The sequence below is a fragment of the Stenotrophomonas rhizophila genome (assembly GCF_020857975.1).
In the GTDB taxonomy this organism is placed as follows: domain Bacteria; phylum Pseudomonadota; class Gammaproteobacteria; order Xanthomonadales; family Xanthomonadaceae; genus Stenotrophomonas; species Stenotrophomonas rhizophila_C.
The window spans coordinates 334,306-349,560 of record NZ_JACWUO010000001.1; the positions used below are offsets into that span (position 1 = coordinate 334,306).

Below are 15,255 nucleotides of genomic sequence, written 5' to 3' on the forward strand. Positions count from 1 at the left end.
CCCGGCGCGATTGAAGCGGATTGTAGCCCGCTTGGTAACCGGTGTCATTTTGCAGCGCACGATAGGCCGGGTGGTCCGGGGGCGGGTCAGGGCGGGGGCGACACGACCGGGGAGGCGACACCACAGAACAAGGGGGAAGAAGCGTCACGACCAACGGTCGTGATCTACAGAGGATTGACGCCCGGGGCGTCAATCCTCGGGGGGTTGGCAGGAATCGCGCACGATCAGGTGCGGGCGCACGCTGGCGATCTGCATCACCGCCTGGCCGTCGGGCTGGATCAGCATGGCCGCCGCGGTGCGGCCGGTGTCGCGGGTATGCCGGCGCACCGAGGTCAGCGACGGCCACAGGCGCGAGGCCAGCGGGCTGTCGTCGTAGCCGATGATCGACAGCTGGCGCGGGATGTTGATGCCCGCGCGCAGGGCCACCTTGTAGATGCCGGCGGCCATTTCGTCGTTGCCGGTGAAGATCGCGGTCGGGCGCTGCTTGCCCAGCAGCAGCTTCTCGGCGGCGGCCACGCCCGATTCGAAGGTGTAGCCGGCCTCGACGATGCGCGCCGGCGGCAGTTCGATGCCGCGCTGGGCCAGGGCGTCGATGAAGCCGGCGGTGCGCTCGTGCGCCGAACGGTAGGCGCTGGGCCCGGTGACCAGGGCGATATCGCGGTGGCCCAGCGACAGCAGGTAGTCGGCCGCTTCGGCGGCGCCGTCGCGGTCGTGGGTGACCACCATCTGCGAGGTGTCGTCCAGCGGCAGCGAGGCGATGCGGGTGAAGCGGACACCGATCTCATCGAGCATGTCCACCAGCGCCTGGTCTTCCGACGCACGCGGCACCAGGATCACGCCGTGCAGCTTCTGCTGCTGCACGAAGCGGCGCACGCCATCGATGTAGCCGGGGCTGCGCGAGTCGCAGGGGTGTACCACCAGCTCGAAACTGGAGCCGCGCAGCGCATCCAGCGCGCCGTACTGCATGTCCACGATGTACTGGGCGGTGGGGTTGTCGTAGACCATCCCGATCAGGAACGAGCGCCGGAACGCCAGCCCGCGGGCCAGCGGATCGGGCGTATAGCCCACCTCGCGCATCAGTGCTTCGACCTTCTCGCGCGTGTCCTTGCGCACCAGCGGGGAGTTGTTGATGATCCGCGAGACGGTCTTCTTGGATACCCCGGACAACCGCGCGATGTCGTTGATCGTGGCGGCCTTGCCCTTGGTCAATCCATGCGGTGGCATCGGATCGGATTTGCTGCGCAATGACATGTCGTTCGAACCGGGATGAGTCGGAAGAGTCTACCGGGCCGCTCAGTCGAGGGCGCGGTAGCGGAAGTTGCGGAAACGTACCGTGCCGGTGCCGGCCGCGTACAGGGCAGGCTTGAGGGCGAGGAACTTCCCGGCCACATTGTGATGGTAGCCGGAGACTTCCATCTGAACCGGGTACTTCTGCCAGGTTTGGCCATCGCTGCTGGTGTGCAGGGTGACGATGTGGCGGTTGTTGGTTACCCGCAGCCACAGCGTGCCGCCGCTGGCGCTGGGCGCCAGCCGGGTGGGGCGCTCCTCGCCGTAGCGGTGCATGACGGTCTTCTCGCCATTGCTGCCCAGGCCCACGTACAGGCGGTCGCTGTAGAACAGCAGCGCCCCGCCCACTGCGCCGGGGGCGATCTGCATCTGCACCTCGAACTGGTAGGCCTGGTCGCCGGCGATGGCGGTCAGCGGCGAGGCGTCGCGCGGGGTCTGGCCCTTGCCCTGCAGGGCCAGCCCGTCACCGCTGAAGTCCAGCCGCCGGTACTCGTCCGGGCCGGGGTTGAAGAACGACCATTGCGCGCCCAGCGTGGGGCCGGCGAAATCATCGGACAGGGCCATGCCGTGCGCGCCGACCGAGGCGCCCGAGGGTTTGGCCAGCGGCTGGCCCAGGTCGCCACCCTTGGCCACGAACCAGCCGTCATCGGTCCATTCGATCGGCTCCAGCAGGGCCTGGCGGCCCAGCGTCCAGTAACCGTTCTCGTAGCCGTGGTACATCATCCACCAGCGCCCGTCGGTGCCTTCGACCACGGTGGCATGCCCGCGCGACCACCACGGTTCGGCCGCCGAGCGGGTACGGGTGATCGGGTTGTTCGGGGCGTTCACCCACGGGCCGTGGATCGAACGCGAGCGTGCGGTGATCACCATGTGCCCGGTGGGCGGGCCGGCGGTTCCGCCCACCGCGGTGGTCATGTAGTACCAACCGTTGCGGAAGTTGATCTTCGGGCCTTCCTGCGCATAGGCCTCCACGTCCCAGCTTTCCGGGTATTTCCAGCCGTCGTAGACATGCTTGGGGGTACCGGCCACGCTCAGGCCGTCGTCGGCCAGCTGCACATAGGCCCCGCCACTGAGGAACAGATAGCGTTTGCCGTCCTCGCCCACCGCGTGGCCCGGATCGATGTAGCCGCCCAGGCCGATGTCGATCGGTTCGCTCCACGGGCCGCGGATGTTGTCGGCCCAGACCACGAAGTTGCTGCGCGTTTCCCCGGTGCGGGCCGGGAAGTAGATGTAATAGCGGCTGCCGTGCTTGACGATGTCCGGGGCCCAGATCGCGCCGACGTTGCGGGTGATCGCATGGCCCAGCGGCTGCCAGTTGACCAGGTCGCGCGAATGCCAGATCGGCAGGCCGGGGTAGGCGTCGAACGAGGACAGGGTCAGGTAGTAGTCCTGGCCGTCCTTGAGCACCGACGGGTCGGGGCGGTCGCCGGCCAGCACCGGGTTGAGGAAGGTGCCGTTGCCGAGGTCGGCCTGGCGCTGGTTCTCGATGCCGCGCTTCCACGGGGTGGGCGGGGCGGCCAGCACCGGGATGGCCAGCAACAGGCAGGCGGTGGCGATGGCGGCCAGGATCGTGTTCAAGCGCATCGGGTTTCTCCGGAATCCAACGGGGGACGCGCGCGTGCAGGCCGCGTCCCGGCGGTGCGCTGCAGCCAGCGCAGGGGAATCAGGCTCAGGCACGCAGCAATGCCGGTAGCCACAACGACAGGGCAGGGAAGAAGGTGACCACCAGCAGCACCCCCAACGCGGCGAACCAGAACGGCCAGATCGAGCGCATGCTCTCGCCGACGCTGATCTTGCCGATCGCCGTGCCGATGAACAGCACCGAGCCCACCGGCGGGGTGACCAGGCCCAGGCCGCCGGCCAGCACCAGCACCAGGCCGAAGTGGATCGGCTCGATGCCATAGGCCTTGGCCACCGGCAGGAAGATCGGCGTGCAGATCAGGATCATCGGCGCCAGGTCCATGAAGGTACCCAGCAGCAGCAACATCACCACGATCATCAACAACACCATGAACTGGCTGTGCGCGAACGAGCGCAGGAACTCCACCGCCGCGGCCGGCACTTCCAGGTAGGCCAGCAGCCAGCCGAACACCGCCGCGGTGGCGATCACGAACAGGATCACCCCGGTGCTGCGCGCGGCATGGATGACCGTGCCGAGGAACTCGCGCCAGTTGAGCTGGCGGTACAGCACGGTGGTCACCAGCAGGGCGTAGACCACGGCGATCGCCGCGCTTTCCACCGCGGTGAAGATGCCGGCGCGGATGCCGATGAAGATCAGCGCGACCAGGCCCAGGCCGGGCAGGGCCGAGACCAGCCGCAGCAGCACCGCGCGCCAGCCGGGGAACACTTCCACCCCGTAGCCACGGCGACGGGCGACCACATAGCCGGTGATCATCAGGGCCACGGTCATCAGCAGTGCCGGAACGATGCCGGCGGCGAACAGGTCGGCGATCGACAGCCCGCCACCGGCCGCGGCCGAGAACAGGATCAGGTTGTGCGAGGGCGGCACCAGCAGCGCCACCAGCGCGGCGGTGATGCTGACGTTGACCGCGAAGTCGCGGTCGTAACCGCGCTTGACCATCTGCGGAATCATGGTGCCGCCCACCGCCGATACATCGGCGATGGCCGAGCCGGACACACCGCCGAAGAACAGCGAGGACAGGATCGAGACCTGGCCCAGCCCGCCGCGCAGCCGCCCTACCAGCGAGGAGGCCAGCGAAATCAGGCGTTCGGAGATGCCGCCGCGCATCATGATTTCACCGGCGAAGATGAACAATGGAATGGCGATCAGCGACGCCGAGCCGGTGCCGGCGGAAATCTGCTGCACCAGCACCAGGGTCGGCAGGTCCAGGTACCACAGCGTAGCCAGGGCGGCGGCGGCCAGGGCATAGGCCACCGGCACGCCGAGCAGCAGCAGTACCGCGAAAACGGTAAACAGGATCGTGATACCCATGGCTCAGCGGTCTCCCTCGGCAACGGTTGCGGCGTCGGCGGGTCGCACGGCCTGCACCATCTGGTTCACGGCGAAGATCGCCATCAGCGCGCCGCCAACGGACAGCGGCAGGTAGTTGATGCTCTGCGGCAGGTTGGCGCCGGCGGCCTTGATGTCCAGCCCGTCCAGCAGCAGCACCGCCGCCCACCAGGCGATCACCCCGCCAAGCACGGCCACCACCAGCGCGGAAAAGACCTCCACCGCGCGGCGCAGGCCCGGGCGCATATGCGCGGCCAGCAGGAAGAAGCCGAAGTGGCGGCGGGTGTGCACGCCGGTGGCCGCGCCCAGGCTCATCGCGGTGGCCAGCAGCAGCAGGGTGACCGGCTCGGTCCAGCTGGGCGAATCGTTGATGACGTAGCGGGCGAACACCTGCCAGCCCTGCACCACCACCAGCCCGAGCAGGGCCAGGACAGCGATGTGGATGGCCACCTCGGCGATGCCGTTGAGCAGGCGCTGCGGTGCGTTGGGGGCGGTGACGGTTTCGGAAGTCGGTTCGGACATCGCGGCGGGGCCTCAGGCGAAGTCGCGGATGCGACGGGTCAGGGCGGCCAGCGCCGGCTGCTGCAGGTAGCGCTGCAGCAGCGGATCGGCGGCCTTGCGGAAGGCCGGCATGTCGACCTCGTTGAATGTGATGCCGAAATCGGCGACGGCCTGGCGGGCGCTGCTTTCCGAGGCATCCCACTGCTGGCGCATCACCTGCACCGATTCGCGCGCGGTTTCGATCACCAGGCTGCGATCGGCCGGGCTCAGCGCATCGAAGCTCTGCCGCGACATCAGCAGCACGTCCGGCGCATAGGAATGCTCGCTCTGCGACCAGTAACGCGCCGCCTCGAAGTGACGGCTGGAATGGAAGCTGCGCATATTGTTCTCGGCGCCGTCGATCATGTGGGTTTCCATTCCCGAGAACGTATCGCCCAGCGACATCGGGGTCGGGTTGGCGCCGAGCAGGCGCATCAGCTGGATGAAGATGTCCGAGGACGCCACCCGCAGCTTCAGGCCATGCAGATCGCGCGGTTCCACGATCGGGTGCTTGGTGTTGTAGAAGCAGCGCGCGCCGGAGTCGTAGATCGCCAGACCGACCAGGTCGCGGCTTTCAAAACCCTGCAGGACGGCGTCGGCGACGCCGCCATCGAGCGCGCGGCGCATGTGCGCCACCGACTCGAACACATACGGCAGGCACAGTGCCTGGGTCAGCGGGAAGGCGTTGTTGAGCGCGCCGGAATAGACCCGGGTGATGTCGATCGCGCCGAAGCGCGCCATGTCGATCGCCTCGGACTCGCGGCCGAGCTGGCCGGAGTGGTACTGGCGCAGCTTCAGGCGGCCGCCGGTCCTGTGCTCCAGCTGTTGGCCGATCCACTTCACCGCGGTCACGGTGGGGTAGTCGGCAACGTGCACATCGGTGGCGGTCAACAGCCGCGCGTCGGCCGCGGCAACCCCGGCCGCGGGTGCGCACGCCGACAGCAGCGGCACGCCAAGCGCGCCCACACCGGTGGCAAGGAAACTTCTGCGGGTAATCATCTGCGCCCTCCCAAGCGTACTCGCCATGTCCGCCAGGCTTACCCGGCGGCGATGGCCTTGCAGGTAATGTCGCCGTAACCGGCGAAACGGATCAGTGCCTGTTGGCCTACGGCGATGTCGTGGATGCCGGTGGCGTTGCCGCTGGCGATCAGGTCGCCGGCCTTGAGCGGCCGGCCACGCTGCGCCGACCGGCCCAGGGCGAACGCGTAGGCGGTACGCAGACCGCCGGGCAGCGCGGTGGCGCCACCGGTGCCGACCACCGCGCCGTCGATGCGGGTTTCGGCCCGCAGCTGCGCATCGTCCAGCGCGGTCCAGCCGGGGATTTCCGCGCCCAGCACCAGGCCGTTGTTGTTGCCGAAATCGGACACCACCACGCGCGGGCCGAGCTGGTTGATCGTGGCCAGCGGGCTGCTGGCCACTTCCACGCCGATGAACAGCCTGGCCGGCAGGGCTTCGGCTTCTTCGGCGGTCCAGTGCAGCTTGTCGGCCGGCGCATCTTCGCTCAGCTGGATCACGAACTCGGCCTCGACCGCGCCGAAGCCGCCGACGAACACCGGAATGTCCACTGTTCCACCGGTAGCATTCCAGAGCCGGCGCGCGAAAATCGGGCCCAGCAGGCGGTCGTCGCCGGCGCTGTCGCGCTTCTCGGCGGCGATGTAACCGACCTTCCAGCCCACCACCTGGTCGTCCCACAGGCCGATGGCCTGATCCTGCACGCGGTAGGCGGTGACCAGGTCCGGCGGGATGATGCCGGGGAAATCAGGCAGCGCGCGGCCTTGCTGGCGGGCGCTGACGAAGGCGCGGGCGATCTCGCCCAATCCCTGGTCTGGCAGGTCCTGTATGCCGTGATCGTTGCTCAAGCGGATCTCCCGGAGAAATGTTGCACTGCCAATCGACAGCACGTGGATGAGCTGTATATGGTAAACCGGTGTCATTGGCAATGTGCAGCGCATCAGACCGCTGCGGCCGGGCACCATGACCCTCTGGATGACCCAAAGGACACCGCCGATGCCCCGTGCCGTCTCGTTGCTGTTGCTGGCCTGCCTGCTGGCCTGCCCCCCGTCGTTGTTGCAGGCCGCCGAACGCAGCGTGCCGGCGACCGAGCCCGGGCCGGGCGACCCGGACCGCATCGCGCTGTGGCCGGCCGGCCAGGTGCCGGGCCAGACCGGCGCCCCACGGGTGCCGCGGGTGATCGAGCGCAGCGATGACCCGGCCCTGCCGGACCGCTACATCGACGACGTCGACGCGCCCTACCTGGTCGCCTACCGGCCGCCGCATCCGGACGGCACCGCGTTGCTGGTGATTCCCGGCGGCGGCTACCAGCGCATCGTGCTGGACAAGGAGGGCACCGCCCTGGTGCCGGCCTTTGTCGACCGCGGCGCGGTGACCCTGTTCGTGCTGCGCTACCGGCTGCCCGCCGGGCGCAGCGACCGCCAGGCCGCCCTGGCCGATGCCCAGCGCGCGCTGCGGCTGATCCGCAGCCAGGCCGCGCGCTGGCAGCTGGACCCGGGCCGCATCGGGGTGATCGGCTTTTCCGCCGGCGGCCATGTCGCCGCCCGGCTGAGCACCGGTTTCGACCTGCCGGCCTATCCGGCAGGCGATGCCATCGACGCGCACAGCGCGCGGCCGGACTTCGCCCTGCTGCTGTATCCGGTGATCGACATGGGCGCCCATGCACACGGCGGTTCGCGCGCCCGCCTGCTCGGCGAGCATCCCGATGCGGCGCTGGCCCGGCAGTTCTCGATGCAGGACCAGGTCCGCGCGGACATGCCGCCCACCTTCCTGGTGCATGCGCAGGACGACAGCGTGGTGTCGGTGCACAACAGCCTGGTTTATTACCAGGCGCTGCTGCGCAGCGGCGTGGCCACCGAGATGCACCTGTTCGCGCACGGCGGGCACGGCTTCGGCGTGCGTATCGACCCTGCGCTGACCACCGCGCAATGGCCGGCGCTGGCACTGCGCTGGATCCACGCACAGGCCCCGGAGCCACGCCGATGAGCGGGGCACCGGCCGACCTGCAGCGCCGCCGCTTCCTGCAGGACAGCGCGCGTCATGCGCTGCTGCTGGGAGCGGCCAGCCTGCCGCTGCTGCCGGCCTGGGCCGGCGTGCCCGGGCCGCGGCATACCGCCGCGCCCCTGGCCAAGGTACGCAGCGGCCGCCTGCGCGGCCAGCGCGAGCAGGGCGTGAACGTGTTCCGCGGTATTCCCTACGGCGCCGACACGGCCACCCGCCGGTTCCAGCCGGCCCTGCCCGAAGCGGCCTGGCACGGCGTGCGCGACGCGCTGGAATACGGCAGCGCCGCCCCGCAGACCGGCACGGACGGACCGGGCAGCGAAGACTGCCTGTTCCTCAACGTGTGGACCCCGGCCCTGCGCGATGGCGGCAAGCGGCCGATCGTGTTCTACATCCACGGCGGCGCCTACAACAACGGCTCGGGCAGCGACCCGCTGTACGACGGCGGCGCGCTGTGCCGGCGTGGCGATGTGGTAGTGGTCACCGTCAACCACCGGCTCAACGTGTTCGGCTACCTGTACCTGGCACAGCTGGGCGATGCGCGCTTCGCCGATTCGGGCAACGTCGGCCAGCTCGACCTGGTCCAGGCCCTGCAGTGGGTGCGCCAGCACGCGGCCGAGTTCGGCGGCGATGCGCACAACATCACCGTGGTCGGCCAGTCCGGCGGCGGCGCCAAGATCGCCACGCTGATGGCGATGCCGGCCGCGCGCGGCCTGTTCCAGCGCGCCTGGACCATGAGCGGCCAGCAGGTCACCGCCGCCGGCCCGCGCGCGGCCACCCAGCGCGCGCAGATCGCGATGCAGGCCGTTGCCGCGGCCGACGTGCAGGCCCTGCTGGAGCTGCCGATGGAGGCGCTGCTGGCGGCAACGCGTGCGCGTGATCCGTCGCGGGTGGAAGACACCGGGCTGTATGTCGGCCCGGTACTGGACGGCGGCGTGTTGCCGGTGCATCCGTTCTGGCCGGAGGCCCCGGCGCAGTCGGCCGGGATCCCGATGGTGATCGGCAACACCCGCGACGAGACCCGTGCCTTCCTCGGCAACGACCCGGCCAACTTCGCGCTGAGCTGGGAGACCTTGCCGGCCAGGCTGGAGAAGCAGCAGTACGTGGACCTGCTGCCGGCGGTGGTGATCGCCGAATACCGCCGCCTGTACCCGCACTACACGCCCTCGGAGGTGTTCTTCGCGGCCACCACCGCCGGCCGCTCCTGGCGTGGCGCCGTGGAAGAGCTGGAGGCGCGGGCACGCCAGGGCGCACCGACCTGGGCCTACCAGCTGGATTGGGGCTCGCCATTGGATGGCGGCAAGTTCGGCGCCTTCCACACGCTGGACATTCCGCTGGTGCTGGACAACACCCGCCAGCCCGGTTCGCGCACCGGCGACGGCGAACAGGCCGGACGCGTCGCGGCGATGATGAGCGCGGCGCTGATCGCCTTCGCCCGCCACGGCGACCCCAACCATGCCGCGCTGCCGGCGTGGCAGACCTATTCGCTGGCGCGCCGCCAGACCCTGCTGTTCGATGCACAGCCGCGCCAGGCCGACGACCCGCGCGGCGGCGAGCGGCGCCTGTACCAGCAGGCACCGTTCATCCAGCGCGGCACGTTCTGAGTGGGATGGGCAGGGGCGTGGGCGCGCCTGCATTGATAGTTTTGATCAACTATTTCCGCGATTTTGATTGCTACTTCGCGGATCAGCTGGCGATCCACGTGAATCCCGTCAAACACGGTGTTCACCGCGATCGCCTAGACTGGGCGCATGCAAGAGCACTGCACTCCGTTTCCCCCGTTCCATGGCCGTGACCGACTGATCGCCGCGATCGACCATGCAGTCCAGCACGAGGACACCCACCAGATCGCCGCCACGCTGCGCACGGCGCTGCGCGAGGCGATCGCCGACAGCCGCATCCAGCTGCCGGCCTGCGTCCACCACCCGATCAGCGACCACTACGCGCGCCGCGAGCTGTACCGCAGCCCGGCCCATGGCTACAGCATCGTGGCGATGAGCTGGGGCCCGGGACAGGGCACCCCGCTGCACGACCACAGCGGCCTGTGGTGCGTGGAAGGGGTGTGGCTGGGCCAGCTGGAGATCACCCAGTACCAGTTGCTAGAGCGCGACGGCGAACGCTTCCGGTTCCGTGCCGAGCCCGCGATCGTGGGCGACTGCGGCAGCGCCGGCAGCCTGATCCCACCGCACGAGTACCACACCATCCGCAACACCAGCGATGAGGAGCTGGCCATCTCGGTGCATGTCTACCAGGGCGAGATGACCTGCAGCGCGGTGTTCGAGCCAGAGCAGGACGGCCACTGGTACCAGCGCCGCGTGCAGGCCTTGGAAACCGACGCGGCATAGCACCGCGCGCCGGCCGGTTGGCAGGCGCGTACGCAGGGCAGCCGCGCCACCGCGCGCGTTGGCGGCCGGGCACGTATCGACGCGATCCCGGCCGGCGCGCATCATACCGCCGATTGTCGGGAGACCCTTCGATGCCGCTTTACCCGTTCCTGCAGGTCAATGTGTTCAGCGCCGATCCCCTGCTCGGCAATCCGCTGGCGGTGGTGCTGGACGCGGCCGGCCTGGAGGACGCGCGCATGGCCGCGTTCGCGCGCTGGACCAACCTGAGCGAAACCACCTTCGTGCTGCCGCCGACCGACCCGCGCGCGGACTACCGGGTGCGCATCTTCACCACGCTGGAAGAGCTGCCGTTTGCCGGGCACCCGACCCTGGGCAGCTGCCATGCCTGGCTGGCCTGCGGTGGCGTGCCGCAGGGCGAAGAGATCGTGCAGGAATGCGGCATCGGCCTGGTGCGGATCCGGCGCAGCAATGCGGGGCTGGCGTTCCTAGCCCCGCCGCTGTTGCGCGGTGGGCCGCTGGATGCGCCGCTGCGCGAACGCGTGCTGCGTGGGCTGGGCCTGCCAGCGGAGGCGGTGGTGGATGCGCGCTGGGCCGACAACGGCACCGGCTGGCTGGCCGTGCGCCTGCGCGACCGCGCGGCGGTGTTGGCGGTGCAACCCGACTACGCGCAGCTGGAAGGGCTGAAGGTCGGCGTGTTCGGCCCTTGGCTGGCCAGCGACGGGACGGCGGCGCAGTTCGAGAGCCGCGCCTTCATCGCCGGCGATGGCACCCCGGAGGATCCGGCCACCGGCAGCCTCAATGCAGGCATCGCACGCTGGCTATTGGAAGAAGAGCAGGTGCCGGACCGCTATGTGATCAGCCAGGGCACCGTGCTGGGCCGCGCCGGGCGCTTGCAGGTGGAGCGGGTGGGGGAGGCGTTGTGGATCGGCGGCGACTGCGTCACCTGCATCGAGGGCGCGGTGCGCTTGTAGCCTGCGTCCGGACGCAGGCTGCGTTGGGGGGCCTGCCGGCATCGCGCGTTGTGGCGCTGTCGGCGGTCGATCGGGAGGCGCCCCACCCGGGATTCATTGCCGCCCGTTGGTAGGGTCGCATCCTGATCGACTGCACGCGGCGGCCGGCGGCACGAGGAGGCATGACCCGTGCCGCGAGTTGCGGCCCCTTCGCCGCGACCTCGGCTCAGTCCAGCGCCACCGTGTTGTTGCGTTGGGTCACCTCGCTGCCGCCATCGGCCAGCATCACCCGCACCCGCAGGCCGCGATGGTTGCCGGCCGGCAACGGCAGGGCCACGGTGGCGGTCTTGGGCAGCAGGTCGCGCGGCGCGGCCAGTGCGGATACCTCGATGCGCGCCAGCTCGCGCCCGGTGGCATCTTCCAGCACCGCCGTCCCCGGCCCGGTGCCGACATGGCCCAGGCTGTGCACGGTGACCTGCAGCTGCCGCCCGTCCACGCGCACGTCGCCGCGGCCGATGCCCAGGTCCGGGCGCTGTTCCACCGGCGGCCCGGCCCGCACCAGTTCGAACTCGTACACCTGGCGCCGCGCCGGGGCGAAGCGCAGCGTGGTGGCTGCACTGCGCTCCAGGGCCAGCTCACGCACGCTGGGCTTGCCGTCGATGCGGTCATCGCCATCGCGATCGATGCCGCTGGTCATCCGCCATTGCCCGGCGGTGACGTTCCACGTACTCATCTGCGCATCGACCGCCCGCTTGCCCAGGTTCCAGCCGATCACCTTGAAACGTTCCGGCGACGGCGCATGCACCAGCAGCGCCACCTGTTCGGCCGCCTCGGGCCGGTCGAAGCGCCAACTGACGGTATGCCCGGGCCAGCTCTGGTTGCGCTTGAGCGCAATGCCGCCCAGGCGCGCGCGCTGCAGGAATTCGCTGGGCGCTTCGACCCGGTCGGACCACCAGTGGCCCTCGGTGTTCATGTACTCGCGCTGCGCCTTGGCCTGGATGCCGTCGGCATGCAGGGCCTCAAGGTAGGTCTTGTCGCCGGTGGCCTGCCAGGCCATCAGGCTGGCAAAACCCGTGTTGCCGGCATCGGCGTCGGCAATCAGGCGTGGGTTCCACTGCGCGCCACGACCCAGCACCTCCACGAAGTTTTCGCCCAGGTTGGCCAGCGCGCCCGGGCCGCCACGTTCAACGCGGTAATCCAGCGCCTTGAGGTACCTGGCATCGCCGCTCCAGCGCCATGCGGCCCAGAAGGTGTGCATGACATCGCCAGCGCCGGAGCCCGTGTTGAGCTCGCCACCGCGGGTCTTGCCGGTGGCCCAGTGGATCTCGTTGGGCAGGGTCCAGCGGCCCTTGTCGTCGTTGTAGGCGTGGGCCAGGTAGCTGTCGGCCAGGCCGGTGACCAGCTTGCGGCTGGTGGCATCGGCGTTGTACTGGCCAATCAGGAAGGCCGGGTGCAGCGCCGGGAACGAGTACGGCTTCTGCCACTGCCAGTTGGGTTCGCGGTAGACCTTGTTGCCGCCGTACCAGTTGCTGGAGAACAGCAGCCGGCCCTGCGGGTTGGGCAGGATGATGCGCTCATCGAAGGCCTTCACCGTTTCCATCAGCCGCTCCAGGGTGAGCGGGTCGCCCCAGTTGAGGTAGAGCATGGCGCTGTTGGTGTTGATGCCCTCTTCGTAGGCATGCAGCTCATCGGTCTCGATGGTGCTCAGGCCATTGCTGAACATGCCATTGCGGTAGACCGCATCGGACAGCGCGGTGAGCGAGGCATTGAGCCGGTCCGGCTGCACGCCCATCAGCGCCAGCCCCGGCCACTGCTGGGTCAGGTCCGAATCGTCGGAGATGCCGCCGCCGAAGTCGCCATAGGCGATCTGCCGGTGGTCGATCCACCAGTCCACGAAGCGGCGCACGTACTTGAGGTCTTCGGTCTGGGCGAACGCCCACTGCGGCACGCCCTTGGGCGCGACCGGCCGGGTGAACGGCGGTTTGCCCTGGCTGTTGTAGCTGATGTAGTTCCAGTACAGCCGGCCCAGTTCGTGGTCCGGGTCGACCCGCAGCAGGTCGGTGAGGTCGGCATGTACGCGCGCATACAGGCGCTGGCGCTTGGAGGTGGTGTGTTCTTCGACCAGGAAGCCCCAGTTGTCGCGGGCCTGGTTGAAGCGGTCGGCCAAGTGTTCCTGCTTTGCCTGTTCGCGGTCCTTGTAGACCATGCGCAGCTCGGCGCCATCCAGCGAGGCGGCATTGAAGCCGGGCGCGGCCGAGGCGATGGACAGCCACAGGCTGTCGGCGGTGAGGATGCGGTCGCGCAGGTCCAGCCACAGGGTGCGCTTCTCGCCAGGCCTCACCGACACCGACACGTCGATCATGTCGCGCGCCGGCCAGATCGGGTCCTTGATGCGGATATTGAGCGGGATCACGCCGTCATGCGTGGCCGGCAGGTCCAGCGCGGGCAGGTCGATGGCCACGCCATCCAGCCCGTCATGCATGTTCTCCCAGCTGTAGGCCCAGCTGCGGATCAGCGGCTGGGCGGCCGGGGCGTCGCCCACGCCGGAGGGAATCAGCACGTGCACGATCGGCAGCGGATGGGCGGGCAAGGTGTCGGTGCCGCGCCTTCGCGAACCGGCGCCCTTCGGCAGCGCCATCACCGTGCTGCGCTCGGCCGCCGGGTAGCGGCCGTCGATGTAGTCGCGCAGCGTGGCGATGTTGACGTAGTCGGGCAGGGCCTGGCTGTCGATCAGGTAGCGCTGCTTGACCGTGCCGGCGGGTTCGGGGGCATCGCTGACCTGGTAGGCCCAGATTTCCTGGATCGGCGTTTCCTGTTCGGTATTGCGAAAGTGCAGCACGCCACCGCGCTGGGCCGGAATATCGTCGACGCTGCGCACCACGCCCTGCGCGCGCTGCAGCAGGGGCACCGCCGGCTGGCCGTCGCCGCTGGCGCTGAGCTGGCCGAACGCGGCGCCGCGTATTTCGATACGGTTGACCATCTGGCCATCGGGCACGGTCAGGTCCAGCTGCTGCCCGCCCTCCACATAGGTGTTCCAGTCCGGCAGTTGGAAGTAATCGTTGCGGCCGGGCAGGCGCGAGCGGTTGTAGACGCCGGGCCAGGTGGTCTCGGCGATGCCATCGGTGGCCTTCCACATCCACTGCTTGTGGTCGCGGGTATCGGCGAACTCGACCTTGCCGATGCTGGTGGTGGGCGTGGCCAGTACCGGCGGTGCGGCGCTGTCCCAGCCGAAGCGATGCCGCCACGCCCGCAACGGGTCTGCGGCAGCCACGGCGCTGGTGGGCGTTGCATTGCGCGCCAGCGCGGCCATGCCGGCCGGATCGAGCAGGCGGTCGTAGACGCGGATTTCGTCCAGGTCGCTGCCACGCAGGAAGTTGTAGCGGCTCTGCACCTGGTAGGGCGCCATTACCCGGCCGGCCAGGCCGAGCTGGTCCAGCGCGGCGTCATAGTCGGCCGTGGTGTCCTGGCGTGCCACCTCCTTGCCGTCCACGTACAGGCGCACGCCATGGTCTTCATCCCAGCCGAAGGCGATGTGCTGCCAGTGCTGCGGCGCGGGATTGCGGTCCAGCGCGAACGACACCCGCGTGCGCGCCAGGTTGGCGTCGGTGACGAAGGCGTCGAAGCCGTGGCCGTTCCAGTCGATGCGCAGCCAGGCCATGTCCCAGCTGCTGTGGTCGGCATAGCCCACGCGGAAGATCACGAACGGCGCTTCACCCACCGCGTAGCGCGGGCGCCAGAAGAAGCCCAGGGTGCCGCGCTGGGCCTGGATGTTGCCCGGTGCGTTCCAGGCGAGCACGCCATCGTCTTCCCACTGGATCGCCGCCCCACGCGCGCCATCGGGCACGCGTTTGACCTTGTCGAGGAAGTTGGGGACCGCATCGCCCTGCGCGGTCTCGGCGTTGAAGCCGGCGTCGGCGGATACGTGGAACAGCAGCTGCGGCGTGTCCGCTGCCCAGGCGCCGGCGCTGCCTCCCAGCAGCAACAGCAGGCTGGCCGAAAGGCGGGTGCGACGGGGCGAACGGACAACGTGCAGCGGCATGGCAGGTTCCTTCAACGGCTCAGCGGTGCAACGGTGGCGCGGGGAGCCGGAGCGAATGCGGTGCCGGTGCGCTGGGTGCAGGCACGCAGCCTCCCCGCCACGTGCCAGGCA

11 protein-coding genes are annotated in these 15,255 nt (G+C 69.4%); 4 read left to right on the top strand and 7 right to left on the bottom strand.

Annotation, left to right across the window (positions count from 1 at the left end; translation table 11 throughout):
• Positions 1-189: 189 nt before the first annotated feature.
• The 6 genes from IC535_RS01465 to IC535_RS01490 form a co-directional block, all read right to left on the bottom strand.
• Positions 190-1,251, bottom strand: a complete 1,062-nt coding sequence (locus IC535_RS01465; protein ID WP_429000318.1) for a LacI family DNA-binding transcriptional regulator — start codon at positions 1,249-1,251, stop codon at positions 190-192.
• 42 nt (positions 1,252-1,293) lie between these two features.
• Complete coding sequence (locus IC535_RS01470; RefSeq protein ID WP_228884787.1) at positions 1,294-2,871, bottom strand: family 43 glycosylhydrolase; 1,578 nt, start codon at positions 2,869-2,871, stop codon at positions 1,294-1,296.
• 85 nt (positions 2,872-2,956) lie between these two features.
• Positions 2,957-4,240 (bottom strand): TRAP transporter large permease, encoded by a 1,284-nt coding sequence (locus tag IC535_RS01475; RefSeq protein ID WP_228884788.1) that lies wholly within the window; start codon positions 4,238-4,240, stop codon positions 2,957-2,959.
• Between the two features lie 3 nt (positions 4,241-4,243).
• Entirely contained in the window at positions 4,244-4,780 is a 537-nt protein-coding gene (locus IC535_RS01480) for a TRAP transporter small permease (protein WP_228884789.1), read from the bottom strand.
• A 12-nt stretch (positions 4,781-4,792) separates the two neighbouring features.
• On the bottom strand, positions 4,793-5,797 hold the full coding sequence (locus tag IC535_RS01485; RefSeq protein ID WP_228884790.1) for a TRAP transporter substrate-binding protein: 1,005 nt from the start codon (positions 5,795-5,797) through the stop codon (positions 4,793-4,795).
• Between the two features lie 38 nt (positions 5,798-5,835).
• Positions 5,836-6,657: a 2-keto-4-pentenoate hydratase gene (locus IC535_RS01490; RefSeq protein ID WP_228884791.1), complete on the bottom strand. Its 822-nt coding sequence runs from the start codon at positions 6,655-6,657 to the stop codon at positions 5,836-5,838.
• Positions 6,658-6,805: 148 nt separating this feature from the next.
• Here IC535_RS01490 and IC535_RS01495 point away from each other — a divergent pair, with 148 nt between their 5' ends.
• From IC535_RS01495 to IC535_RS01510, 4 genes are all read left to right on the top strand, one after another.
• The gene (locus IC535_RS01495; RefSeq protein WP_228884792.1) at positions 6,806-7,795 is read left to right on the top strand and encodes an alpha/beta hydrolase; all 990 of its coding nucleotides are present in this window, start codon (positions 6,806-6,808) and stop codon (positions 7,793-7,795) included.
• Positions 7,792-9,414: a carboxylesterase/lipase family protein gene (locus IC535_RS01500; protein ID WP_228884793.1), complete on the top strand. Its 1,623-nt coding sequence runs from the start codon at positions 7,792-7,794 to the stop codon at positions 9,412-9,414. Before IC535_RS01495 ends, IC535_RS01500 begins: the two co-directional genes overlap by 4 nt.
• Before the next feature lie 147 nt (positions 9,415-9,561).
• A complete protein-coding gene (locus IC535_RS01505) occupies positions 9,562-10,155 on the top strand; it encodes a cysteine dioxygenase family protein (protein ID WP_228884794.1) in 594 nt (197 codons plus the stop codon).
• A gap of 131 nt (positions 10,156-10,286) precedes the next feature.
• Entirely contained in the window at positions 10,287-11,126 is an 840-nt protein-coding gene (locus IC535_RS01510) for a PhzF family phenazine biosynthesis protein (protein WP_228884795.1), read from the top strand.
• Between the two features lie 205 nt (positions 11,127-11,331).
• Here the strand turns inward: IC535_RS01510 and IC535_RS01515 are convergent, their stop codons facing one another.
• Positions 11,332-15,144, bottom strand: a complete 3,813-nt coding sequence (locus tag IC535_RS01515; protein ID WP_228884796.1) for a LamG domain-containing protein — start codon at positions 15,142-15,144, stop codon at positions 11,332-11,334.
• Between the last annotated feature and the right edge of the window lie 111 nt (positions 15,145-15,255).